A 23,400-nucleotide genomic window follows, 5' to 3' on the forward strand; every position below is an offset into this window, starting at 1 on the left:
ACGCGACGTCGAGCGCCGGCTAGGCCGACGCCTCGTCCTCCTCGTACCGGTCGATGCTGATCGTCGGGATCGACGCCGTGATGACGGACCCGTCGGCGCGCACCAGCCCCCGCAGGTCGCTCGTCGTCGGCACCTTGGTCGTGATGCGGGGACCCTGGTCGTCGAGGGCGACGCGCACCGGCCGCTCGGACGGCACCTCGACCGTCTCGCCGCGGACGCTGACCGTGAGGCCCTCGCCGTCCTCGATGGTGAAGACGATCTCGTCGACGGCAAGGTCGACGCGGAGGCGGCTGCCCTTGACCGTCAGACGGAACGTGAGCTCCTCCCAGTCGGCGGGCAGGCGCGGGTCGAAGCTGACGCCGCCGAGGTAGTCGCGCATGCCGCCGTAGCCGGCGACCAGCGCGCTCCAGATGCCGCCGGTCGACGCGACGTGCACGCCGTCCGCGGTGTTGCGGTGCAGGTCGGCGAGGTCGACGTAGAGCGACGACAGGAAGTACTGCATCGACAGCTGGTGGTGGCCCACCTCGGCCGCGATGATCGACTGCACGACCCCGGAGAGGGTCGAGTCTCCCGTCGTCAGCGCGTCGTAGTACTCGAAGTCGCGCAGCTTCTGCTCGGCGGTGAACTCGTCGCCCTGGAGGAACAGTGCGAGCACGACGTCGGCCTGCTTCAGCACCTGGAACCGGTAGATCACCAGCGGGTGGTAGTGCAGCAGCAGCGGGCGCTTGTTGGCCGGCGTGGCGTCGAGGTCCCACAGCTCCTTGTCGAGGAACTGCGCATCCTGCGGGTGGATGCCGCGGTGCTCGTCGTAGGGGATCTCCATGGCCTCGGCGGCGCGCTGCCAACCGGCGATCTCCTGCTCGTCGAGCCCCAGCCGGGACACCATGCGCTCGTAGGCGACCGGAGACTCCTCCGCGAGCTTGGCGACGTAGCGGACGGCGGCCCGGAGGTTCGCGCGGGCCATGACGTTCGTGTACAGGTTGTCGTCGACGACGGTCGTGTACTCGTCGGGGCCCGTGACGCCGTCGATGTGGAACCGCTGGTCGCCGTTCGAGCGCCAGAAGCCGAGGTCGGCCCAGAGTCGCGCCGTCTCGACGAGGATGTCGACGCCGCCGCGCTCCATGAAGTCCAGGTCGCCCGTGGCCTGGACGTACTGGCTGAGAGCGTGGCTGATGTCGGCGTCGATGTGGTACTGCGCCGTGCCGGCCGCGTAGTAGGCGGAGGACTCGAGGCCGTTGATGGTGCGCCACGGGAAGAGGGCGCCGCGCTGGTTCAGCTCGACGGCGCGGTCGCGGGCGGCGTCGAGCATGCCGAGGCGGAAGCGCAGGGCGTTCCGCGCGACGTTCGGCGCCGTGTAGGTGAGGAACGGGAGCACGTAGATCTCGGTGTCCCAGAAGTAGTGCCCGCCGTAGCCGGACCCGGTGACGCCCTTGGCGGCGATGCCCTGGCCGTCGGTGCGGGCCGTCGCCTGGGCGAGCTGGAAGAGGTTCCAGCGGACCGCCTGCTGGATCTCCGGCTGGCCGCCCACGACGACGTCGGTGCGCGCCCAGTAGTCGTCGAGCCAGGCCCGCTGCTTGTCGAACATCGCCTGCGGCGGCTCCTCCGCGGCACGGTCGAGAGTGCGGTCGCAGCGGTCGGCGAGCTCGCGCGGCGGCACGCCGCGGCTCGTGTGGTAGGTCACCGTCTTGATCATCTTGACGGCCACGCCCGCCTTCGCGCGGACGCGGTACACGTGCTTCGACAGGTCGTCGTCGATCGACGACGACTCGTCCCACTCGTTCTCGGTCTCCATGACGTGGTCGGCGCCGACCGCGATGGTCATGCCCGAGTTGGTCGTCCGGTAGCCGAGCACGGCACGGGCGCCGCCGTTGCGGGCCAGCACGGGCTGCAGCACCCTGTCCTCGAAGGACTCGGCGCGGCGGGGGTCGAAGGCGTCGGCGGCGGCGCGCATGCCCGCGTGGTACTCGTCGCCCATGTCCTGGCGGTTGAGGATCTGGCTCGAGATGAGCAGCGACGCGTCGGCGTCGAGCACGGTGACCTCGTACTCGATGATCGCCAGGTGGCGGTCCTCGAGGCTCACGAGGCGGCGGCTCGTGACGAGCACTCGCTTGCCCGACGGGGTGCGCCACTCGACCTCACGGCTGAGGACGCCGTCCTGGAAGTCGAGTCGGCGGCAGTGCCTCAGGATGTCGGCCTCGAAGAGCACGAAGGGCTCGTCGTCGACGTAGAGCCGGATCACCTTCGCATCGGGCACGTTGACGATCGTCTGGCCGACGCGGGCGAAGCCGAACGCCTCTTCTGCGTGGCGGATCGGCCACGTCTCGTGGAACCCGTTCACGTAGGTGCCGAACGAGTGGCCGCCGCGTCCCTCGTCCGGGTTGCCGCGCAGGCCGAGGTAGCCGTTGCCGAGGGCGAAGATCGTCTCGGTCACGCCCTCGTCGCCCTGGTTGTACTCGTCCTCGACGAGGGCCCACTCGTCGACGGGGAACCGGCTGCGGTCGAGCGGGTCGGAGGTGATGTGGTTCACGGCTGGGCCTCTGCGGTCTCGGTGCTGGTCGTGTCGGTGCTGGCGGTCTCGGTGCTGGTGCTCGTGCTGGCCGGGTCGGGCGACGAGGAGGCGCGGGCCGAGCCGAGCGCGGCGACCACCTCCTGCAGGTCGTCGACCACCACGTCGGCGCCGGAGCGGAGCAGGGCGTCGCGGCCGGTGCCGCGGTCGACGCCGAGCACGAGGCCGAACGAGCCGGCACGGCCGGCCTCGACCCCGCTCGTCGCGTCCTCGACGACGACGCAGTCCGCGGCCGTGAGGCCCAGTCGGCGCGCGCCCTCGAGGTAGGTGTCGGGGGCAGGCTTGCCCGCGATGCCCTCGGCCGCGGCGACCGCACCGTCGACGATGACGTCGAAGCGGTCGCGCAGGCCAGCGGCCACGAGCACGGGCACGGCGTTGCGCGAGCTCGAGACGACGGCGACGGCGACGCCCAGGGCGATCGCGCGGTCGAGGAACTCGATGCTGCCCGGGTAGGGCTCGACGCCGTTCTCGTCCAGCTCGGCCGCGAAGACCGCGTTCTTCCGGTTGCCGAGACCGCGCACGGTCTCGGCGTCCGGGCTGTCGTCGTCCGTGCCCTCGGGCAGCTCGACGCCGCGCGCGGCGAGCATCGCGCGGACGCCGTCGTAGCGGGGCCGGCCGTCGACGTGCTCGAAGTAGTCGGCGTCGGTGTACGGGGCGAGCCCGTGCGCGTCGAACCAGTCGTTGAACAGACGGGACCAGGCGCGCATGTGCACCTCGGCCGTCGGCGTGAGGACGCCATCGAGGTCGAAGAGGAGCGCGTCGAGCTCGCCGAGGCGGGACGCGTCGCGCGGGAGGGTGGAGGCCATGCACGGATCCTTCGAGGAGGTGTCGGTCAGAGGCGTTCGGAGCGCCCCGGAGCGACGACGGCCCGTGGTGCGCGCCAATTCTGGCACCACGCGGGCGTCCCGCACGACACCGCCGGGCCCTTCCTCCCGGCGACGTACCTTCCCTCCCCCTGGCTCAGCGCAGTGCGCGCACCGCCTTCGCGACGACGCGGACGGCGACCACGCCCGTCACGACCCACGGGCCGGCGACGATCAGCGGGTCGAGCCAGCGGTGGTGACGGTCGACGCGGGTCGAGTCGCGGGACGCGGCCCGCGCCTCCTTCCTGGCCTCGGCGGTCACGCCGGTCTCGCTCAGCAGGTCGTCGGGGCGGCCGCTGACGAGTGACCGGAGGTGCGCCCCCGTCGAGTCGACGCGGTCTCCGGCGACGAGCAGCAGCCAGTGCGCGAGGCGCCCCTCGCTGTAGCGGTCGTAGGCGAACCGGCGGATCGCGCCCGACACGCCGTGCAGCGGCTGGGCCGTGCCGAAGACGGGCGTGACGAAGGCGTGCTCGATCGAGCGCTCGCGCCCCTCGGAACCGGGCTGGCGCTCGGGGAACTCCCACCGGGCCCCGGAGGCGCCGGGCGCGAACTGCAGCTTGGGGTGCGACGGGCGGTCGGCCGGGTCGAGGTCGGCGCCCCAGCCGGGCACTCGCTCGCGGAGCTGCTCGGCGGTCGGGACGTCACGGGGCTTCGAGGGCAGGTACGCCAGGGGGATGTCGTCGTGGTCGCTCATGGGATGTCTCCTCGTCCGTGGGACAGGTGCGGGACAGGTGCTGCTGCGGGTGCCGGTCGGCCTCAGGCGCCCGGCACGACCAGGGTCTTGATGTTGCCGTCGAGCTTCGCCGAGAAGAGGTGGTACCCCTCCGCGATGTGCTCGAGGGGCACGCGGTGCGTGACGATGTCGCTCGGCGTGAAGTGACCCGCCCTGATGTGCTCGAACAGGCGCGGCCACTGCCGCTTGACCGGCGCCTGGTTCATGCGGAGGGTGAGGCCCTTGTTGAGGGCGTCGCCGAACTTGACGGCACTGAAGATCGGCCCGTAGGCGCCCATCACCGAGACGGTGCCGCCCTTGCGGACGCCGTCGATGGCCCAGTTGAGCGCGATGGGCGACCCGCCCTGGAGCTTGAACTTCGCGCTCGTGACGTGCTGGACGAGGTTGCCGTCCGCCTCGGCGCCCACCGCGTCGATGACGACGTCGGCGCCCAGGTAGTCGGTCTGCTTCTTGAGCTCGACGACGATGTCGTCGTGCTCCGCGAAGTTGATGGTCTCGGCGTGGGTGAAGCTGCGCGCCTTCTCGAGGCGGTACTCGAGGTGGTCGACGACGATCACGCGCGCGGCGCCCATGAACCAGGAGGAGCGCGCGGCGAAGAGGCCGACCGGTCCGGCGCCGAGCACGACCACCGTGTCGCCCTGGGCGATCTCGCCGAGCTGGGCGCCGAAGTAGCCCGTGCTGAGGGCGTCGGTCATCAACAACGCGTCCTCGTCCCGGATGTCGTCGGGGATGATGCTCGGCCCCACGTCGGCGAACGGCACGCGCACGTACTCGGCCTGCCCGCCGTCGTAGCCGCCGGTGGTGTGCGAGTAGCCGTAGATGCCGCCGACGGCCGTCGCGTTCGCGTTGACGTTGTGGCAGTTCGAGTACAGGCCGCGGGCGCAGAACCAGCACGAGCCGCAGTAGATGTTGAAGGGCACCATCACACGGTCGCCCTTCGCCAGGTTCTCGACCGACGACCCGACCTCCTCGACGACCCCGATGAACTCGTGGCCGAAGGTGTGGCCGATCCTCGTGTCGGGCATCATGCCGTGGTAGAGGTGCAGGTCGGAGCCGCAGATGGCCGCGAGGGTCACCCGCACGATCGCGTCGTTCGGGTGCTGGATCGTCGGCACGTCCTTCTCGTCGACGCGGATCTTGTACGGCCCTCGGTAGGTCATCGCCCTCATGCGTGCCGGCTCCTCATGCGTCTCGGGTCCTCTCGTCGTGCGTGCGGTCGAGCCAACACCGGTCGGAGCCAGGGGCGCCGGGGCTTGTCCCGGCACGCGGGGGCCCGTATCCTCCGGGTCGATCGACGCACGAGCGGGTCCCCCGGCCCTTGCGGAAGCGGGGTCCGCCGGTGTCGGCGGCTGCTGGGATCATGGGCGCATGCCCTCCCCCGAGCCGACGCGCGCGACCGCGCCCCTGGTCGACGCCGTCGACGTCATCCGGCTCGTCGGACCGCGCGCGTTCTCCCGTGCAAAGGAGTACGCCCGTGACGACCACGTCGTCTCCTCGGAGTGGGACGTCGAGGGCCAGGTCCTGTCCGCCGAGGTACGCGGCAGCGTGGCGGCTCCCTACCGCTGCCGCGTCGTGCTCGCCCCGGGCCGCGGCGAGCACGGCCGCCCCACCAGCAGCGAGTGCAGCTGCCCGCTCGGCGGCGACTGCAAGCACGTGGCCGCCGCCCTGCTGGCCAACAACGCACGGGTCCTGTCTCCGGGCGCGGGCCTCGTGCGCACGGCTTCGAGCGCCGGAGGCGCGGGCTGGGCCACAGGCGTCGCGGGCGACGACGAGTCGGTCAGCTCGCCTGCCGTCGTAGCAGGCGCTGCCGCCGGCACCGGCTCCCCCGCCGACTGGCGCTCACGCCTGGCCCCGCTGACCGAGCCGCCTCGCCGGGTCGACGCCCGCACGACCCGCATGGGACTGCTCTTCGAGCGTCGGCCGCGGGCGCGGCCGTCGCGCAGCCGCTGGGACGCGCCGTCGCCCGCGCCGCTCGTCGACGCGCAGGACCGCGCGACGGGCGGGCTGGGCGGGGGCGGACTGGTGACGGGAGCCTCCCTGGGCGGGGCGGCGGGCGCCTCCTGGCGTCTCGGGGTGCGGCCGGTCAGCCTCAGCCGCACGGGCAACTGGGTGCGGGGCGACCTCACCTGGACGTCCCTGCCGTACCAGATGAACCGCCTGCAGATCGCGGCCGACGTGCACGCCTGGTTCGGCCAGTTCGCGGCCCTGCACCGCTCCGTGCACGCGGCATACGTGCCCGGCGAGAGCGACTGGCTGATGCTCGACGACTTCTCCAGTCCGCTGCTCTGGCCCCTGCTCGCGGAGGCCGAGCGGCTCGGGATCGCCCTCGTCACCGGCAAGCGCAGCACCGACGTCACCGTGGCCACGGGCGCTCGGGTGGCGGTCGACGCGCGTCGCGGAGACGACGGCGGCCTCGTGCTCGCCGCGGGCGTGACGGTCGACGGCGTGCTGCGCACGGACGACGAGAGCGGCACGGTGGCCGACCACGGGGTCTATCTCGTGTCACCCGACCCCGCGCTGTCGATCGTCCTCGCACCGACCGCGTCGCCGATCGGCGACGAGCAGCGACGGCTGCTGACGTCTGCGCGCGAGCTCGTCGTGCCCGCAGGCGACGCCGACGAGTTCCTCCGCGACTTCTACCCTGCGCTGCAGCAGACGGTCGCCGTGACCAGCAGCGACGACTCGGTGGCCTTCCCCGAGGTGCTCCCGCCGCAGCTGGTGCTGACGGCGACCTTCGGCAGGGGCGACAGCCTCTCGCTCGGCTGGCACTGGGACGTCGCGGGTCGCGTCGTGCCCTTCGGCTCGGCGGCACCCGCCCCCGGGGTCGTCGTGCCCGACGTCGAGTCGTGGGGCGTCCCGGGCCGAGGCACGACGCTCCGCGGGGTGGCGGCCGCGGAGTTCGCCCACGCACGGCTGCCCGATCTCGAGGCGCGACGAGACGTCCGCGTCGACGTCGTCGGCGAGCGCCCCGACTACCGCGAGCTCACCGAGGCGCCGCACCTGACCGTCACGACGATCGAGACCGACAAGCGCGACTGGTTCGACCTCGGCGTGCTCGTCACGATCGAGGGCCGGACGGTGCCGTTCGTCCCGTTGCTGACGGCGCTGGCGAAGCGGCAGCGCAAGATGCTGCTCGTCGACAAGTCGTACCTGTCGCTGACGCACCCGGCCTTCGACGAGCTGAAGCGGCTCATCGACGAGGCGACCTCGCTCGACGAGTGGGAGGTCGAGACTCCCCGCATCAGCCGTTACCAGGCGGGCCTCTGGGCCGAGTTCGACGACCTCGCCGACGCGACGGTACAGGCGGACAGCTGGCGGCGGACGGTGGGCGGGCTGCTCGCGCTGGCCGACGCGGCGGACGGCGACACCGGCGCCGCTGCACTAGCCGCGGCGTCCTCGGCGGCGGTGCCCGCCTCCGTGACGGCGACGTTGCGGCCGTACCAGCTCGAGGGCTTCCGGTGGCTGGCGTTCCTGTACGAGCACGGTCTCGGCGGTGTCCTCGCCGACGACATGGGGCTCGGCAAGACGCTGCAGACCCTTGCGTTGTTCGCGCACGTCCGTGAAGCCGAGGCCGTGGCCCGCGCCCGCGCCCGCGACGCTGACTCGCCCGGTGCCGGGCCTGACGATGCCACGCCCTCGCGCACCCCGTTCCTCGTCGTCGCTCCCACCTCGGTCGTCTCCGGCTGGGCGTCCGAGGCCGCTCGCTTCACGCCGGGGCTGCTCGTGCACACGATCACCGAGACCGAGGCCAAGAGCCGCGGGGGCCTGCGGGAGGCGGCGGCCGAGGCCGACGTCGTGGTCACCTCCTACGCGTTGTTCCGTCTCGACTTCGCGGAGTACGCCGCGCACTCGTGGGCGGCTCTCGTGCTCGACGAGGCCCAGTACGTGAAGAACCCGCAGTCGCAGGCGCACCGCTTCGCCGTCGACCTCGACGTGCCGGTGACGATCGCCATCACGGGCACCCCGCTCGAGAACGGCCTGATGGACCTCTGGGCGCTGTTCCGCATCGTCGCGCCCGGGCTGCTGTCGACGAGCGTCCGCTTCTCGGACGACTGGCTGAAGCCGATCGCGACCGGTGAACGACCTGAGCTGCTGCAGGCGCTGCGGCGTCGGATCCGGCCGCTGATGCTCAGGCGCACCAAAGAACTGGTGGCACCCGAGCTGCCGGAGAAGCAGGAGCAGGTTCTGCGCGTCGACCTGGCACCGGCGCACCGGGAGCTCTACGACGCGTTCCTGCAGCGAGAGCGCCTGAAGCTGCTCGACCTGATCGACGACCTCGACCGCAACCGGTTCATCGTGTTCCGCTCGCTCACCCTGTTGCGGATGCTCGCGCTCGACGCCGTGCTCATCGACCCGGCCTACGACGACGTGCCCTCGGCGAAGCTCGACCAGCTGCTCGACGAGCTCGACGACGTGGTCGCGGGCGGGCACCGGGCGCTCGTGTTCAGCCAGTTCACGTCGTTCCTGTCACGCGTCGCCGACCGGCTCGCCGAGCGTGGCCTCGCCCACGAGTACCTCGACGGGTCGACGAGGAGGCGGGCCGAGGTGATCGAGCGGTTCCGCTCGGGTGCCTCGCCCGTGTTCCTCATCAGCCTCAAGGCCGGCGGCGTCGGCCTGAACCTGACCGAGGCCGACTACGTCTTCGTGCTCGACCCGTGGTGGAACCCCGCCGCCGAGTCGCAGGCGGTCGACCGCGCCCACCGCATCGGCCAGACGAAGCGGGTGATGGTCTACCGGATGATCGCGAACGACACGATCGAGGAGAAGGTCCTCGCGCTCAGCCGCAAGAAGGCCGCCCTCTTCGACGCGGTCGTCGACGACGACGCCGTCTTCAGCTCTTCGCTCACCGCGGACGACATCCGCGGGCTGCTCGACGCCTGACCGACGGTGGTCGAACCCGGGCGCCTGCTGACTGGTGCCTGACACCGTCGACCCGGAGCGCGCCTCCGTGGCCCCTCGACCGGGGCTCGTGTCAAGCCGTCTGCACGGACGAGCCCGCCGTGGTTCGGTCGGTACATGTCGTTCCTCCGCCCCTCCGCCCTGCTCGAGCGCGACGTCGCCCCCGGCGTGCACCGCCTCGAGGTCGCTGACACGAACCTGTACCTGGTCGAGCACGGCACGAGGGTGCTGATCGTCGACGCGGGTCTCCCTGCTGCGTGGCCGCACCTCCTGCAGGCCCTGTTCGAGCTCGGCCACGGCCGGGACGACGTCGACGGCGTCTTCCTCACCCACGCCCACTTCGACCACGTCGGCTGTGCACGTCAGGTGCGGCGGCGCTGGGGGCTGCCGGTGTGGGTCCACGAGGCCGACGCCCGTCTCGCGGCCCGGCCGTACTCGTACCGCCACGAGCGCCCCCGCTGGCGGTACCCGGTCGAGCACCTCGCCGCCCTGCCGGCGCTCGGCCGCATGGCCCTCGCGGGCGCGCTGGGGGTGCGGGGCGTCCGGGACGCCGAGCCGATCGGTGCCGGCACGCCGTTGCCCGAGGGCGCCGTGATCGTGCCGACGCCGGGACACACCGACGGGCACGTCGCGCTCCACCTGCCCGACCGCGACGCGGTGATCGTCGGGGACGCGCTCGTCACGCTCGACCCCTACACCGGCGGTCGCGGCCCGCAGATCGTGGCCGGAGCCGCGACGGCCGACAGCGACGTGGCCCTCGCCTCGCTCGACGCCCTCGCCTCGACGGGAGCCCGCGTGGTGCTCCCCGGCCACGGGGCGCCGTGGCGCGACGGCATCGGGCGGGCCGTCGAGCTCGCTCGACGTCGCGGCGCGCACTGAGCGGCGTGGCCCGCATTGAGCGGCGTGGCCCGCACTGAACGGCGTGGCCCGCACTGAACGGCGTGGCCCGCATTGAATTGCGCAGTGCTCACTCAGCGGCGCGGCGCCGGACGCCGGGCATCGCAAAGGGAGACAGATCCGCCGCCAGGAGGCCCCGGATCCCCGCTCCTGGGACGCCGGCGACGCCGATCACTCTCACATGTGGGACAAGGGGCCGAGGGCGCGTTGGGCTCGGCGCGCGGACGCTGCCTCTGAGCTCGCTGACGATCCCTCGCGAGTGCGGCGTACGGTCGCCGCATGGACGAGACGACACCGACCGACCGCACACCCGAGCGCGACGCCGCGGAGCTCGCGCTCGCGATCGTGTCCCAGGCCGCTGCCATCACGCAGGGCGACGACGAGGCACTCGACGCGAGCGACGACAACCTGCGCGAGGTCGTCGCCGAGCAGGCCGACGAGCCGCTGACCGAGCAGCAGGAGGCGGTCGTCTCGACCCTCGGAGCAGCCGGCGGCAGCCTCGCGGCCGGTCTCAGCGCAGCCCTGGCCGAGGCCCGCGGGGTCGACGCCACCGTGGTGCTCGGCGCCACGGCGCAGTCGATCCTCGCCCACGCGGACGACGTGCCCCTCGCGGAGGGCGCCCCGCGCGTCGACGACGCGTCCGACGGCCCGGCTGACGACAAGCGCCTCCCGTAGCTCGCGACCCGCGCCTCCTTCAGGCCGTCGACCCACGCCTCCTCGGTTCGCGACCCGCGCCTCGTTCAGGCCGTCGACCCACGCCTCCTGAGATCAGTGTCGACTCACGCACATGCCGACCGTCAGCCGATGCCGGGCGCTACAACAGCGGGAGATGCAGGTATTGCGGCACCCGCGGTCGGCATTTGCGGGACACAGAGCGCCCGAGGACGCGCAGCCGCCCTACGGCACCAGGCGTGCCGCGCGGTACCGGTCGAAGAGCTCGGTGAACGCGCGCTCCGTGCGGCGGAACCCGACGAACCCGGCCTCGCGGCTCTTGCCCATGTCGGTGACGACCTCCATCTCGCGGCCGAGGTCGGCGTCGGTGTGCCACCACGACGCGACGCGCGCGAGGTCGGGCTCGACGAGATCGTGCTTCGCGGCGAGCGCCGCCCAGTCGTCCTCGCGACCGGCCATCTGCACCTCGAACGGCTGCGGCGCGCCCGACGGCCCGGCGACCAGGGCAGGGTCGACCTCGAGGTGCGCGGCGAGGCGGGGCCACATCCAGCGCCAGCGGAACACGTCGCCGTTCACGACGTTGAACGGCTCGTCCGCACCGGCGGGGTCGGTCGACGCCCAGACCATGTGGTCGGCGAGCAGGCCGGCGTCGGTCATGTCGGTGAGCGAGTTCCACTGCGTCTCGCTGCCCGGGAACACGAACGGCAGCCCGTGCTCGCGGCTCAGAGCAGCGGCGGCGGCGATGGTGAGGCCCATGTTCATCGCGTTGCCGACGGCGTAGCCGATCACGGTGTGCGAGCGGTGCACCGACCAGGTGAAGCCCTGGCGCTCGGCGGCGGCGAAGACCTCGTCCTCCTGCGCGTAGTAGAAGTTCGGGGTGTCGAGGCGGGGCTCCTCCTCGTGGAACGGCGTGTCGGGCATCTCGCCCGCGGCGTACGCCTCGAACGGTCCGAGGTAGTGCTTCAGGCCGGTGACCAGCGCGACGTGCTGCACCGGCGCGTGTGCCAGCGCGGCGAGCAGGTCGCGGACCATGCCCGCGTTGACCGCGATGTTCTCGGCCTCGGTCTCCTGGCGCGACCAGGCCGTGAAGAAGACGTGGGTGGGGCGTTCGCCGGCCAGCGCCTCCTGCAGGCTGTCGGCACTGCGCAGGTCCGCGGCGATGCCGCGGACGCCGGGGGCCGAGGAGGCGCGGCGCGACAGCGCGAGGACGTCCCAGCCGTCCGCCGTGAGGCGCTCGACCAGCGCGGTGCCGGTGATGCCGCTGGCGCCGACCACGAGCGCGGTGCGCGGCGCGGCGTCCGGGGTGCCGGGAGCGGCGGCGGAGGGGTCGGCGGTCGGGTCGGTCGGACGGGTGCTGTCGGCAGAGCTCATCCGTGGTGCAACCGACGCGGCGAGCGTGCATTCCCGGGGGGGGGGGGCGTTCCCGCGCGTCAGCCCCGCTCTCGTCCGGACCACCTCATGAGTTCTCGTCAGCTCTCGACGAGCAGGCGAGGTCCCCCTAAGCTCACGCGAATGAGGAACCCGTTCCGGCGCTCGACGACGAGCCCGCAGGACACCGCGGCCGCACCCGAGAGCGCGCCCGTCAGAGTCCCTTCCGAGCTGGCCACCGAGCCTGCCACCGAGCCCGAGCCCGAGCCCGCCGCGCCCGAGCCCGTCCCCGCGCCTGGGCCCGCCGCCGCACCCGAGCTGGCGGCCGAGCCCGCGTCCGGCTCGCCCGGCTACCACCTCCTCCCGTCGCCCCGTCCCGTCGGTGACCTGCCCGGCTGGGAGGGGCTGCACCGCTCGTACACCGACGTCGTCGGGTACTCGCACCTCGGGCACGTGTTCCTCCACGACCGGCGCGAGGGCACCTTCGGGGTGCTGCACCCCTTCCGCGACGCCTTCAAGGACTACGGCCGCTTCGACTCCCTCGAGCACTTCGACGCGATGGTCCTGTCCGACGAGGGCTTCGACGAGTTCGTCCTCCGCCGCCCCCACCTCGACGAGGTCGCCCGCCGCACGGGCCCCCTCGGCCCCGACCAGGTCTACGTGCCCGTGCCCTACCCGTTCCTCGGGGGCGACGAGTCGCCCGACAGCTACGACCGCGGCGACGTCTGGACGTTCCTCAGGATCGTCCCGCAGATGTTCGCCCGGCAGCGGGCGCAGGAGGCGGAGGCCGAGTCTGCAGGGGACGCGCCGGTCCGCGACGGTCGCAGCGACTCGCCGGGCGCGCCTGCCTAGACTCGTCCCGATGTCCGAACGCCCCGCCTCCGACCGACCCGCCGACCGTGACGGGACGCCGACCCGGGCGGGCACGCCCGGCTTCGCCGACGGCCCGCGGGCGTACGACCCGCCGCCGAGGCGCGCTGCTGCTCCCGAGGCCGGACCTGAGGCCGACGGGGCTTCTGCCGGCGGCGCCCCGAGGGCCGCGTCCGACGGGACAGGCGGCAGCGCCGCCGGCGCCGGCGCGCACCAGGAGGTGCCGGGGACGACCCGAGACCCCGCGGCTCCCTGGATACCCACCTACCGGACGCCGCCGAAGGCGCCGGCCAAGGCGTCCGGGCGGGGGGCTCCCAAGACGCCCGCGGCGCCGCGTCCGGCGCGCGTCCGCCGGCGTCGGGTCGACGCGCAGGAGATGCGCGACGTCCGCGCCCGTCTGCGCGGCACGATCTACGAGGGCACGACGCCGGCCCACGGCCACCTCGGCGACCTCTACTCGCCGCGTCAGATCGTCGACTTCTGCCTCGACCTCGGCGAGGTGATGCTCGCCTCGGGCGCGGACGTCCGTACCGTCGAGGTCGCGATCGTGGCCGTCGGCACGAAGTGGAACCTCGCCCCGCTGGAGCTCGACATCACGGGCACCGCGATCACCGTGCAGTACACGCCCGTCGAGGGTCCTCCCCTCGTGAAGATGCGCGTCGTCGCGGCCGAGGGCAGCGACCTGCACCGGCTCTCGCTCGTCTACCAGATCGTCGACGAGCTGCTGCACGACGAGCGCGACATGACGAGCGCCGTCGAGGGGCTGGTCACGGTGCTGCGCTCTCCCCCGCGCTGGCCGACCTGGATCACGGACGCAGCCATGGGCCTCTTCGGAGTCTCCGTCTCCCTCCAGGCCGGAGGCTCGCTCGCCGGCGCGGCGGGCGCCTTCGTCCTGATGGTCGGCGCGATGGTCCTCGGTCGCTGGCTCACCCGCAAGGGCATCCCGAACTTCTTCATCGTCGCCCTCCAGTCGGCGAGCGTCGCCGCCGTGGGGTCGCTCGCGATCTGGGCGGGCGCGGTCGGCGCCGGCAGCGCCGCCGCGATGGTGGCCGCCGTGGTGGTGCTGATCCTGCCCCACGTGACGATCGTCACCTGGGCCCAGGACGCCATCTCGGGCTTCCGCGCGATGGCGCTGTCCCGGGCGCTGATCATCGCCCTGATCGTCGCGGGGATCGCCGTGGGCATCCCCGGCGGGCTGGCACTCACCTCCGGCCTGTCGATCGAGGTCGACCCGACCGACATCACACTCCGGACCCTGCCGATCTGGCTCCTCCTCGTCACGACCTTCTTCGCCGCGTCGGCGACCGCCGTCACGCAGGGGGCCAACGCCCGCGTCGTGCCGGTCGCGATCGGCGTCGCGCTCGTCGGCACCGTCACCCTGTGGTGCCTGAAGCAGCTCGAGGTGCCCCTGCTCGGCGCGACGTTCCTGGTGGCCACCCTGCTCGGGGCGCTCAGCACCGTCATCGCGGCGCGCCTGCGCGTCTCGGCGACCGCCATCGCCGTGCCTGCCTTCTGCGGCTCGCTCCTGCCGTCGCTGGCCGTCGCCTCCGCCCTGCTCAACGTCATGGCAGGGACGGGCGGCGCGGCGCTCGACGTGGTCGGCTCCGTCTCGACGACGCTCGCCATCGGCGCCGGCCTGGTGCTCGGCAGCCTGCTGGCCACCCCCGGCGCGCGGCGCTCGCTGCGGCGCCGGGTGAAGCGCGTCGTCGTGCAGTCCGAGCGGCTCGACACCTCGCCGATCAGCATCGTCGGCCCGCAGACGCCGGCGCCGGGGACGACGGGCTCGGGCGGTCCGGGAGGCCCGACCGGCGGCGCCTGACCCGCTTCGCCTGGCACGTCTCGGCGACCCGCCCGCGCCGCGCGGCCGTGGGAGCCCGCGCAGTCCTCTACCCTAGAAGGATGAGCGACACCACCGAGAACGACACGATCGACGCCGATGCACCCGAGATCGGTCCGACGTTCTCGGACCTGGGTCTGAGCGACCAGGTGCTCAAGGCGATCAAGGAGATCGGCTACGAGACCCCCTCCGCCATCCAGGCGGCCACCATCCCCACCCTGCTCGGCGGACGCGACGTCGTCGGCCTGGCCCAGACCGGCACCGGCAAGACGGCGGCCTTCGCGCTGCCGATCCTGTCCCGGCTCGACGTCTCGGCCAAGAAGCCGCAGGCCCTCGTCCTCTCCCCGACGCGCGAGCTGGCCCTGCAGGTCTGCGAGGCGTTCGAGCAGTTCGCCAGCGGCATGCGCGGCGTCCACGTGCTGCCCGTCTACGGCGGCCAGGCCTACGGCGTCCAGCTGAGCGCGCTGCGCCGCGGCGTCCACGTCGTCGTCGGCACGCCCGGCCGCATCATGGACCACCTGGCCAAGGGCACCCTCGACCTGAGCGAGCTCAAGTACCTCGTGCTCGACGAGGCCGACGAGATGCTCAAGATGGGCTTCGCCGAGGACGTCGAGACGATCCTCGCCGACACTCCCGACGACAAGCAGGTCGCGCTCTTCTCCGCGACGATGCCGCCGCAGATCCGCCGCATCTCGAAGCAGTACCTCAACGACGCCGAAGAGATCACGGTCAAGGCCAAGACCACGACCTCGGTCAACACGAGCCAGCGCTACCTGATGGTGTCGTACCCGCAGAAGGTCGACGCCCTCACGCGCATCCTCGAGGTCGAGGCCTTCGAGGGCATGATCATCTTCGTCCGCACGAAGAGCGAGACCGAGACCCTCGCCGAGAAGCTGCGTGCCCGCGGCTACACCGCCGCCGCGATCAGCGGCGACGTGGCCCAGGCCCAGCGCGAGCGCACGGTCGGCCAGCTCAAGAGCGGCAAGCTCGACATCCTCGTCGCGACCGACGTCGCCGCCCGCGGCCTCGACGTCGACCGCATCACGCACGTCGTCAACTACGACCTCCCGATTGACACCGAGTCGTACGTGCACCGCATCGGCCGCACGGGCCGTGCCGGCCGCAGCGGTGCAGCGATCAGCTTCGTCACCCCCCGTGAGCGCCGCCTCCTCGGCGCCATCGAGAAGGCGACGCGCCAGCCGCTCACGCAGATGCAGCTGCCCACCCTCGAGGACGTCAACGTCACGCGCCTCGCGCGCTTCGACGACCAGATCACGGAGGCGCTCGCCCAGGAGGCGCGCATCAGCGCGTTCCGCGACATCATCGGCCACTACGTCGAGCACCACGACGTGCCCGAGGCCGACGTCGCCGCCGCGCTCGCCGTCGTGGCGCAGGGCGAGACGCCCTTGCTGCTCGACCCTGCCGACGAGCGCCCCGCCCGTCGGGACGACCGTCCGGTCCGCGACGACCGCGGCTCGGGCTCACGCGACGACCGGGGCGGGCGTGCCGACCGCGGCGACCGTGCCGAGCGCGGCCCCCGCACCTCGAAGCCGATGACCGCCTACCGCATCGAGGTCGGCCGTCGCCAGCGCGTCGAGCCCCGTCAGATCGTCGGCGCGCTCGCCAACGAGGGCGGCCTCAGCCGGGACGACTTCGGAGCGATCCAGATCCGTCCCGACTTCTCGATCGTCGAGCTCGCCTCGGACATCAGCCGCGACATGCTCGACCGCCTGGTCGACACGCGCATCAGCGGCACGCTGATCGAGATCAAGCCCGACCGTCGCAGCGGCGGCGCGCCCCGTCGCGACCGTGACGGCGACCGCGGCGGCGACAGGTTCGACCGCAAGCCCCGCCACTAGGCGCTGCTGCGGCTGCGGCTGCGGCTTCGGCTGGCTAGCTGGCTCCAGCGCTGGACAGGTGAAAAGGGACAAGACACTCTCGGGCCCGAGGGTGTCTTGTCCCTTTTCGCGTGTTCCTTCTCCCGACGCCGATGAGCGCAGAGAGCGCGGCGCGCGCGGGGAGCTAGGCGGCGCGCTGTCGACGCGCGCGCACCTGGCGCCGCACGAACTGGATCACGGCGAGCACGACCATCGCCGGCACGAGCACCGACAGCAGCCCGCTGAGCCCGTTCTCGAGCATGCCGAGCGACACCATGTCGTCGGTGACCTGCCGGGCTCCGACGAGCATCGCGACGCCGACGAGGGCCGTGACCAGCGAGAGCACGGCGGCGAGCCCGAAGACGCGGAGGCCGTCCCCGCGCACGATCTGGATCAGCCCGTCGAGCAGGAACGACCCGATGAGCGGCAGCGCGACCGCGAGGAGCAGGACTCCCACGATCATCAGCAGCAGGCCCATGAGGCCGGTGGCGTCGAACACACGACCCCCTCTCGTCGGAGCGACCATAGCGACGTGGTCTGGGCGACGCCTGCCGTCCAGCCGTGAGCGAGCCCAGGAGCGCGACCCGCGCCTCCTCGGGTCCCGGTCGCCAGGTGCGGGCGACGACCAGGCAAGATGGTCACGCGACGCTCGTCGTGCCTGCCCGCTCCGTCCCGATCCCGTGAGGACCGCCGTGAACACCCAGCCCGAGGGCGTGCCCGCCCTGTTCGGCATCGTCCAGCTCGCCCTGACGCTCGGAGCCGTGGTGCCGCTGGCCGTGGCCGTGCTGGCCGTCGTGCTCTTCGTGCCCAGGCAGAGGAGGCGCGCCACGGCGGACGACGCCCGTCGCCTGCACGACCTGGCTCGCGTCGCCCTGCTCGGATCCGGCCTCGCGACGGCCGCCCTGGTCATCGGCCGGCTCGTGACGTCGGCGTCGGGAGGCGCCTCGTTCGCGTCGGGGGTGTCGTCGCCGTTGCTGGTGGTCGCCGTGCTGACGGTGGTCGTCTCCGGGGTGCTCTTCTTCCTGGTGGCACCCGCGCAGCAGGACTGAGGGCGCCGCTTCGGCCCGGCGACTCGGCCTGGCGCCTCGGCCTGGCGCCTCGGCGGCGCTCTTGCCGGACTGCTCATCCCCGGGGTCGAGACCTGCACGACCTCGTGCACCATGTTCGGACCGGTCTGTATCGTTGCGCGGCATGGACTTCCCGTCGCTCTCGTCTCCCTCGACGCCTCCACCGGCGAGGCGCCGCCGTGCGCACGTCGCCCGCGTCGTCGCGGCACTCGGCGGGCTCGTCGGCGTGACCGCGGCGATCCTGCTCGTCAGCCTGCCGTGGGCCGAGCCGGGGCCGATCGTCGCCGCGACGGCGCTGGCGGTGACGGTGCCGACGGCAGGGGCGGTCGGAGCCGTCGCGGCGGTGACGACGGTGCTCCCGTCGAGCGAGCCGTCGGAGCACGAGGCCGTCGACGTCGCCCTGCTGGCGGTCGACGTCGCCGTCGTCTTACTGGTGCTGCCGGGCGTCTGGGTGGTCGGCGTCCTGCTCGGCGGCCCCTGACGTGTCAGGCGCGGGCGCCGCACGCTCGGCGGGGACTCGGGCCTGGCTCCGACTGCCGCTCCGGAGCCCCGGCACGAGGACCACAGCGAGCGTCGCGGGGCGAGTGCGGCGGACGGTTCGGCATGGCGATCAGCGTGAGCTCACCGTACAGATGTCCGTCGCTCGCTCATGTCAGCCCCCGGGAACACGAACGCTCAGTACTTGCTGAAGGGACTCTGGTCCTCGGACAAAGTGAAGCACCGCGACGCGGAGGCGATGGTCACGAGGCGGTCAGCGTCCAGATTGCCGATGAAGGACAGCCCTTGTGGGCCCGACACGATCGCGGTGGGCCCGCCGTCCTTCCAGTCCTGCACCTCTGACGACCAGCCGTCCTTCGACTCCAGGGCACCGACGACTCGCTCTGCGACGTCACGGTCGGACAGGTCACCGGCCAGGGTGAACTCCACGCCGCCCGTCCATTGGTACTGATCGTCGCTGCAGCTCAGGAGCACGCCTTCTTGCCGTTGTTCCACGGCGGCGACTTGATCGCTGGGGAACGCGTCGACGATCGACCGCTCCAGCTCCTGCGTCTCGGCCTTCGCCTGCATCAGGGTCATGCTCTCGTTCACCTGTGCCTCCTCTTGTCGACTGCACCCGCTCGTGGCCACGGTGACGAACACGAGCGCAACGGCAGCCCAGGACGCGCCCCGCACCGAGCGGTGTCGTCCACGTGCAAGACAGCTCATTCGGCACCCGCCTTGATGCGTTCCTCGATGCGGCGCAACACGGCGAAGTTGTCCGTCTGGCTCGTCGCCACGAGGTTGTGGTTCGCCACCGGGTAGTTCGTCATGTCGAGGCTCGCGGGAGGCGTGGGCAGGCTCCCGGGGTACTGCGATCCTGTCGGCAGCACGAGTTGCCAGTCACCCTCGCGGGAGTAGACGGTCGAGTCGAAGTCAGGGCTCACATCGGGGTTGCGGCCCTCGCCGACCAGGCCGAGGTCCTGGAACTCCGAGAGGAAGTCTCGATAGCTCTGGTGGCTGTACGTGGTGTCGGATGACGCCTCCCAGCCTGGAGGCATGTAGGCACCGGCGAGCGACTCCACCTGGTCGTAGTGAGCGTCCGCAGCCTCTGAGCCCGTCACCGCCGCCAGCCCCCACGAGTGCCCTATCGCGACTTCGTAGCTCTCAGCCAGCACAGGGTCAGACTCGATCTGGTCCTGGAACTCGGCGAGGTCGCGCCCGGACCGCAGCGCATAGTCGGTGTCGTTGGCCTCGAGGATGCCGCCCGCGAGATCGTCACCCGGACTGCCCCCGGGGAAGTAGCCGTCCTTCCAGACGAAAGCGACCCTCGAAGAGTCTTGATCGACGAGGTACCGGCTCACCTGCTGCACGCCGTTCCCGTAGAAGGACTCCATCGTGGTGCCCGTCCCCGGACTGTACGTGATCGTGGTCTTGGTGTCCGGACCCGGTGTGCCGATCATCTCGACGATGCGGGACCGTTCACGGTCGTAGAGCATCAGTTGTACCTCGTAAGTGCCGTCGTCGAGAGGCGTGACGGCCTTGTCGAGATAGGCGATCTCCTTCTCGAGGGTCCGGATGTCCGCTGCGAGCTGTCTCTCCGCTTCGCTGGCCTGGTATCCGTAGGAGGTCGAGTAGCCGGAGCCGTCGACGAGATCGAGCCGGTCCTTCAGCGCACCGAGCTCCTCCTTCGCCTCCGACCGCCTGGTCTCGGCGTTGTGCCGGTTCGCCTCGACGCGGGCAAGGGGAGGCACGCCTCCCAGGGCGCCCATGACGACCGGCGCTCCGAGCAGCAGGGCCGACTGGGTCGCGGACCACCCCGCCGTGTCATCGCCGGCACCACCGTCGAGACCGTCCCACCACGCGCGGACGTCCGTCGGCTCGGGCGGGTGCTCCCGCAGCTGCTCGACCCACTCGGGATGCTGGGCCAGCAGTCGCGAGACGGCGTCCGGGTCGTCCTGCGCGAGCCGAGCGAGGAGGGCGGACGACAACTCGGCGTCGAAGTGCTCCTGTGCCTGCGACCACGAGGTGCTCGTCGCCGAGGCGTCGGCCACGCCGGTGAGGGACGACACGCCCACGGGCTCGGCCACGGACGCGAGGTCGCTCCGAGCCTCGTCGATGGCCGACTCGATGAGCTGCCGCACAGCCTCTCTCTCGGCGACGAGTCCCGCGTTGTGCTCGAACTGCCCCGGACCCCAGACGTCTCCCGTCTGGTCGGAGTCGACCTCGAGCAGCTCGGCCTGGTCGGCCCGGAACGTGGCGACGGCCGATCGGAACGACGCGATGTCCGCCCGCAGCGCCTCGAGCCTCGCTTCGGCACCCGCCAGGGCGTCCGCGCACGTCGTCAGGGTGCTCGCGACGGAGGACAGGGCCTCGGTGAAGTCGGCACCAGCCGTCGCGACGACGGTCATCTTGCCGATGAGCGCGGGCGACTCGGGGGTGTCGTAGCTCGTCGACAGACCCTGCCACGACGTCGACGCCTGGTCGGTGGCGGGCTGCACGAGCGCGGCCTGCGTCGCGAGGTCGCTCGCCCCGGAGGAGAGGGACGCGACGTCGATGGTGATCTCGGGCAGGGAGGCCAACGTGATGAGGGCCGTCATCGCGGGACGCCTCCGCCGAAGCGGCCGGTGTACCGGGCCACGGCCGCTCGCTCAGCGGCCGAGGCCTGCCCGGACGCCGCCTCCGTCGTCGCGGCCATCACCTCGTCGGCCTGCGCGTACGAGAGGGCGTTGGCCTGCGCGACGGCGGTCAGGGCTCCGGCACGCGCGACCGCGTTCGGTCCCGTCGACCGTCTCGGGTCCACTGCGGCGGACAAGGCCCCCGCCAGTCCCCCCTCGCTGCTCACCGCCGACAGGGCGACGTCCGCGGCTGCCAGGGCAGCCACGATCGCCGCCGATGCGACGTCCATCTCCCGCGCGACCGCCCGGGTCACGTCGGAGATGCCCCCCACGTCGATCGAGTACCTCATGGCGCCACGCTAGCGGAAGGCGAGTCCCGAACGACCGTTCCGTGAGGATTCGTCGCCGCGTCTCATCACCTGGACGCAGAGCGCTCGTGGTCCACCTGCAGTCGGGTGTCCGGTGGCTCGTCCCTCAGTACGTGCTGAAGGGGCTCTCGTCCCCGGACCAGGCGACACATCGCGAGGCGGAGGCGATGGTCACGTGCCGATCCTCGTCCACGTTGCCGACGAAGGACAGTCCCTGCGGGCCCGACACGACCGCGGTGGGACCGCCGGTCTCCCAGGCCTGGACCTCGGACGACCAACCGTCCCGTGAGTCCAGGGCGTTCGCGAGCCGCTCGGCGACGTCCCTGTCGGACAGGGCGCCCGACAGGGTGAACTCCAGGGCGCCCGTCCACTGGTACAGGTCCTCGCTGCAGCTCAGCAGCACGCCTTCCTGCCGTTGCTCGACCGACGCCACGTGGTCGCTCGGGAACGCGTCAGCGATCGACGATTCCAGTGCCTGGGTCTCGGCCTTCGCCTCCGTCAGCCTCAGGTCTGAGCGCGCTTCTGTCTCGCCCGCGCGGGCGCAGCCTCCGGCCGTGACCGTGACCGTGACCGTCACCGCCAGCGCGATCGCGATGCCGCTGATCGTGAGCGTGCGCCCCCTCGTCAGGCGCGATCGAGGCACGGGCCTGGCCACGCCGCGGTCGGCATCCATGACCTCACGCTGTCCGAGGCCCCCGCTCTTGAGAGACCGTCCGTGGCCGGGAGCATCCCCCTCACGTCATCCGCGTGCGTGTTCCCTCCACTGCCCCCGTCCCTCGACCGGTGGCCCCCAGGACACGTCCCTGGAGTCTCGTCGGCGGCCGAGCCCGTCTAGCGTCCCCACGTGCCCCCTTCCTCCCGCCCCGTCCGGCCGAGCTCCGACGAGTTCGACTCGGACGCGGCGACGCGTCTTCGGATGAGCCGCATCCGCCGTCGCGACACGAAGCCCGAGTGGCTGCTGCGACGAGCCCTCCACGCCCGCGGCTGGCGTTACTTCGTCGACCGACCGGTGCGGGGCGTGAGCCGGTGCCGACCCGACCTGCTGTTCCCGCGCCTCCAGGTGGCGGTCTTCGTCGACGGCTGTTTCTGGCACTTCTGCCCGCCGCACACCCACCTGCCCCGGGCCAATGCGACGTACTGGCACGCGAAGCTGCTCGCGAACCGACAACGCGATGCTCGGCACGACGCCGAGCTGACGCGGGCGGGCTGGCGCGTGGTCCGTGTCTGGGAGCATGACCCTGCAGGGGTCGCCTTGGCGGCCGTCGAGGCCGTCCTCGTCACGGCTCGAGAGGCGCGGGCGCGGACGCGGACGCGACGGTAGCGAGCCCATGAGACGACGTGAGAGCGACAAGACGACGCGATCCTCCGCGTCGCTTTGTCGCTCTGGCGTCGTCGCGCCGTGCCGAGGAGGCGCGGGTCAGCCGAGCGACGCCGTCAGGACGGCGAGTGCACCGCCGAGAAGCGCGATCCCCACGCCGACCGAGGCGGCGACCGTCCCGACGGCGGCGCCGAGCGCCCATCGACGGCGCCGTCGCCCGGCGAGGTCGATGTCCCGCTGCAGTCGCTGGAACCGCTGCTCGTGACGGAGCGTGTCGTCGAGGACGAGCCCCTGGGTGTGCCACGTCGCGCGCTCCTCGGCGAGCATCGCGAGGTAGGTGACGGCCTCGGTCGAATGGACGGCCGGCAGGGACCGGAGCCACCGGCCCACGTGGGCCTCGGGCAGCACGACGACAGGCGGCTGCTTCTTGCCGAAGCGGATCGAGCGTGCACCGACGATCACGAGCGCCGGGGTGACGTCGACGGGACCGCCCGCGCGGGCCGAGAGGAGGCGCGACGCGCGTGCCGCCTCCGACAGGGAGTTGCGGATGTGCCACGTTCGCGTGCCGTTCACCATGAGGGTGCCGCCGCCGACCCAGATTTTCTTGTCGTCGTGGTGCTTCGTGTTGAGGGTGAAGACGCCGGGCGGGCCGACGACGACGTGGTCGATGTCGGACTCGCCGCTGCCGACGGGCACGGAGTGGAGGACCGTCCACTCGGGGCCGAGCTCGTCGAGCACGCGCGCGACGCGGATCTCGCCGAGAGCGCCCTGGTACCAGCTGCGGGCGTCGGGCCGGAGCGGGTGCCTGCCCCAGAACCGGTCCGCCGACGTCCGGGGCGGGGCGGCGGCCTGGAGGCGCAGGCACTCCTGCATCACCGAGTAGGCGGGTCGCCGCGCCCGCAGGGTCAGGGCGACGCTTCCGCGCGCGACGGTCTCGAGCTGTTCTTCCCCCATGTGGTCGACGCTAGGA

General features: G+C 72.2%; 20 protein-coding genes. 9 read left to right on the plus strand and 11 right to left on the minus strand.

The window, feature by feature from the left end; genetic code table 11:
- Positions 1 to 19 precede the first annotated feature (19 nt).
- From ACZZ97_RS07795 to ACZZ97_RS07810, 4 genes are all read right to left on the minus strand, one after another.
- Positions 20 to 2,527 (minus strand): glycoside hydrolase family 65 protein, encoded by a 2,508-nt coding sequence (locus ACZZ97_RS07795; protein ID WP_314103357.1) that lies wholly within the window; start codon positions 2,525 to 2,527, stop codon positions 20 to 22.
- Entirely contained in the window at positions 2,524 to 3,372 is an 849-nt protein-coding gene (locus tag ACZZ97_RS07800) for an HAD family hydrolase (RefSeq protein WP_463472773.1), read from the minus strand. The genes ACZZ97_RS07795 and ACZZ97_RS07800 overlap by 4 nt, the downstream gene beginning before the upstream one ends.
- A 154-nt stretch (positions 3,373 to 3,526) precedes the next feature.
- On the minus strand, positions 3,527 to 4,123 hold the full coding sequence (locus tag ACZZ97_RS07805) for a hypothetical protein (protein WP_314103361.1): 597 nt from the start codon (positions 4,121 to 4,123) through the stop codon (positions 3,527 to 3,529).
- A gap of 62 nt (positions 4,124 to 4,185) precedes the next feature.
- On the minus strand, positions 4,186 to 5,331 hold the full coding sequence (locus tag ACZZ97_RS07810) for a zinc-dependent alcohol dehydrogenase (protein WP_463472774.1): 1,146 nt from the start codon (positions 5,329 to 5,331) through the stop codon (positions 4,186 to 4,188).
- 199 nt (positions 5,332 to 5,530) lie between these two features.
- Between ACZZ97_RS07810 and ACZZ97_RS07815 the strand changes: the two genes are divergently transcribed.
- From ACZZ97_RS07815 to ACZZ97_RS07825, 3 genes are all read left to right on the plus strand, one after another.
- Positions 5,531 to 9,043 carry a DEAD/DEAH box helicase gene (locus ACZZ97_RS07815; RefSeq protein ID WP_463472775.1) on the plus strand — a complete coding sequence of 1,171 codons (3,513 nt, stop codon included), beginning with the start codon at positions 5,531 to 5,533 and terminating at the stop codon, positions 9,041 to 9,043.
- 135 nt (positions 9,044 to 9,178) lie between these two features.
- Entirely contained in the window at positions 9,179 to 9,940 is a 762-nt protein-coding gene (locus ACZZ97_RS07820) for an MBL fold metallo-hydrolase (RefSeq protein WP_463472776.1), read from the plus strand.
- Between the two features lie 297 nt (positions 9,941 to 10,237).
- On the plus strand, positions 10,238 to 10,633 hold the full coding sequence (locus ACZZ97_RS07825; protein WP_463472777.1) for a hypothetical protein: 396 nt from the start codon (positions 10,238 to 10,240) through the stop codon (positions 10,631 to 10,633).
- Positions 10,634 to 10,855: 222 nt separating this feature from the next.
- Here ACZZ97_RS07825 and ACZZ97_RS07830 read toward each other — a convergent pair whose 3' ends face one another.
- Positions 10,856 to 12,001: an SDR family oxidoreductase gene (locus ACZZ97_RS07830; protein WP_463472778.1), complete on the minus strand. Its 1,146-nt coding sequence runs from the start codon at positions 11,999 to 12,001 to the stop codon at positions 10,856 to 10,858.
- Positions 12,002 to 12,142: 141 nt separating this feature from the next.
- Between ACZZ97_RS07830 and ACZZ97_RS07835 the strand changes: the two genes are divergently transcribed.
- The 3 genes from ACZZ97_RS07835 to ACZZ97_RS07845 all read left to right on the plus strand — a co-directional run bounded on the left by ACZZ97_RS07835 (position 12,143) and on the right by ACZZ97_RS07845 (position 16,564).
- Entirely contained in the window at positions 12,143 to 12,850 is a 708-nt protein-coding gene (locus ACZZ97_RS07835; protein ID WP_463472779.1) for a T6SS immunity protein Tdi1 domain-containing protein, read from the plus strand.
- A gap of 10 nt (positions 12,851 to 12,860) precedes the next feature.
- Entirely contained in the window at positions 12,861 to 14,687 is a 1,827-nt protein-coding gene (locus ACZZ97_RS07840) for a threonine/serine exporter family protein (RefSeq protein WP_463472780.1), read from the plus strand.
- Positions 14,688 to 14,767: 80 nt separating this feature from the next.
- Positions 14,768 to 16,564: a DEAD/DEAH box helicase gene (locus ACZZ97_RS07845; RefSeq protein ID WP_463472781.1), complete on the plus strand. Its 1,797-nt coding sequence runs from the start codon at positions 14,768 to 14,770 to the stop codon at positions 16,562 to 16,564.
- 163 nt (positions 16,565 to 16,727) lie between these two features.
- Here ACZZ97_RS07845 and ACZZ97_RS07850 read toward each other — a convergent pair whose 3' ends face one another.
- A complete protein-coding gene (locus tag ACZZ97_RS07850) occupies positions 16,728 to 17,081 on the minus strand; it encodes a hypothetical protein (RefSeq protein ID WP_463472782.1) in 354 nt (117 codons plus the stop codon).
- Positions 17,082 to 17,274: 193 nt separating this feature from the next.
- Between ACZZ97_RS07850 and ACZZ97_RS07855 the strand changes: the two genes are divergently transcribed.
- Together ACZZ97_RS07855 and ACZZ97_RS07860 are read left to right on the plus strand one after the other, a co-directional pair.
- Positions 17,275 to 17,631: a hypothetical protein gene (locus ACZZ97_RS07855; RefSeq protein ID WP_314101579.1), complete on the plus strand. Its 357-nt coding sequence runs from the start codon at positions 17,275 to 17,277 to the stop codon at positions 17,629 to 17,631.
- Between the two features lie 142 nt (positions 17,632 to 17,773).
- Positions 17,774 to 18,130 (plus strand): hypothetical protein, encoded by a 357-nt coding sequence (locus tag ACZZ97_RS07860; protein WP_463472783.1) that lies wholly within the window; start codon positions 17,774 to 17,776, stop codon positions 18,128 to 18,130.
- A 194-nt stretch (positions 18,131 to 18,324) separates the two neighbouring features.
- Here ACZZ97_RS07860 and ACZZ97_RS07865 read toward each other — a convergent pair whose 3' ends face one another.
- From ACZZ97_RS07865 to ACZZ97_RS07880, 4 genes are all read right to left on the minus strand, one after another.
- Entirely contained in the window at positions 18,325 to 18,738 is a 414-nt protein-coding gene (locus ACZZ97_RS07865) for a hypothetical protein (protein WP_463472784.1), read from the minus strand.
- Positions 18,739 to 18,851: 113 nt separating this feature from the next.
- Positions 18,852 to 20,726 (minus strand): AAA family ATPase, encoded by a 1,875-nt coding sequence (locus ACZZ97_RS07870; protein ID WP_463472785.1) that lies wholly within the window; start codon positions 20,724 to 20,726, stop codon positions 18,852 to 18,854.
- Entirely contained in the window at positions 20,723 to 21,094 is a 372-nt protein-coding gene (locus ACZZ97_RS07875) for a hypothetical protein (protein ID WP_463472786.1), read from the minus strand. The genes ACZZ97_RS07870 and ACZZ97_RS07875 overlap by 4 nt, the downstream gene beginning before the upstream one ends.
- 124 nt (positions 21,095 to 21,218) lie before the next feature.
- Entirely contained in the window at positions 21,219 to 21,785 is a 567-nt protein-coding gene (locus ACZZ97_RS07880) for a hypothetical protein (protein WP_463472787.1), read from the minus strand.
- Positions 21,786 to 21,956: 171 nt separating this feature from the next.
- Between ACZZ97_RS07880 and ACZZ97_RS07885 the strand changes: the two genes are divergently transcribed.
- On the plus strand, positions 21,957 to 22,433 hold the full coding sequence (locus tag ACZZ97_RS07885; protein WP_463472788.1) for a very short patch repair endonuclease: 477 nt from the start codon (positions 21,957 to 21,959) through the stop codon (positions 22,431 to 22,433).
- Between the two features lie 96 nt (positions 22,434 to 22,529).
- Here ACZZ97_RS07885 and ACZZ97_RS07890 read toward each other — a convergent pair whose 3' ends face one another.
- Positions 22,530 to 23,384, minus strand: a complete 855-nt coding sequence (locus ACZZ97_RS07890) for a nuclease-related domain-containing protein (protein WP_463472789.1) — start codon at positions 23,382 to 23,384, stop codon at positions 22,530 to 22,532.
- Between the last annotated feature and the right edge of the window lie 16 nt (positions 23,385 to 23,400).

This window comes from Frigoribacterium sp. AC512 (assembly GCF_979258295.1).

Excerpts from the sequence above, each read along its gene's own strand:
- ACZZ97_RS07800 (WP_463472773.1), bottom strand. The coding sequence starts at position 3,372 with ATGGCCTCCACCCTCCCGCGCGACGCGTCCCGCCTCGGCGAGCTCGAC.
- ACZZ97_RS07805 (WP_314103361.1), bottom strand. The coding sequence starts at position 4,123 with ATGAGCGACCACGACGACATCCCCCTGGCGTACCTGCCCTCGAAGCCC.
- ACZZ97_RS07810 (WP_463472774.1), bottom strand. The coding sequence starts at position 5,331 with ATGAGGGCGATGACCTACCGAGGGCCGTACAAGATCCGCGTCGACGAG.
- ACZZ97_RS07815 (WP_463472775.1), top strand. The coding sequence starts at position 5,531 with ATGCCCTCCCCCGAGCCGACGCGCGCGACCGCGCCCCTGGTCGACGCC.
- ACZZ97_RS07820 (WP_463472776.1), top strand. The coding sequence starts at position 9,179 with ATGTCGTTCCTCCGCCCCTCCGCCCTGCTCGAGCGCGACGTCGCCCCC.
- ACZZ97_RS07825 (WP_463472777.1), top strand. The coding sequence starts at position 10,238 with ATGGACGAGACGACACCGACCGACCGCACACCCGAGCGCGACGCCGCG.
- ACZZ97_RS07830 (WP_463472778.1), bottom strand. The coding sequence starts at position 12,001 with ATGAGCTCTGCCGACAGCACCCGTCCGACCGACCCGACCGCCGACCCC.
- ACZZ97_RS07835 (WP_463472779.1), top strand. The coding sequence starts at position 12,143 with ATGAGGAACCCGTTCCGGCGCTCGACGACGAGCCCGCAGGACACCGCG.
- ACZZ97_RS07840 (WP_463472780.1), top strand. The coding sequence starts at position 12,861 with ATGTCCGAACGCCCCGCCTCCGACCGACCCGCCGACCGTGACGGGACG.
- ACZZ97_RS07845 (WP_463472781.1), top strand. The coding sequence starts at position 14,768 with ATGAGCGACACCACCGAGAACGACACGATCGACGCCGATGCACCCGAG.
- ACZZ97_RS07860 (WP_463472783.1), top strand. The coding sequence starts at position 17,774 with ATGGACTTCCCGTCGCTCTCGTCTCCCTCGACGCCTCCACCGGCGAGG.
- ACZZ97_RS07870 (WP_463472785.1), bottom strand. The coding sequence starts at position 20,726 with ATGACGGCCCTCATCACGTTGGCCTCCCTGCCCGAGATCACCATCGAC.
- ACZZ97_RS07875 (WP_463472786.1), bottom strand. The coding sequence starts at position 21,094 with ATGAGGTACTCGATCGACGTGGGGGGCATCTCCGACGTGACCCGGGCG.
- ACZZ97_RS07880 (WP_463472787.1), bottom strand. The coding sequence starts at position 21,785 with ATGGATGCCGACCGCGGCGTGGCCAGGCCCGTGCCTCGATCGCGCCTG.
- ACZZ97_RS07890 (WP_463472789.1), bottom strand. The coding sequence starts at position 23,384 with ATGGGGGAAGAACAGCTCGAGACCGTCGCGCGCGGAAGCGTCGCCCTG.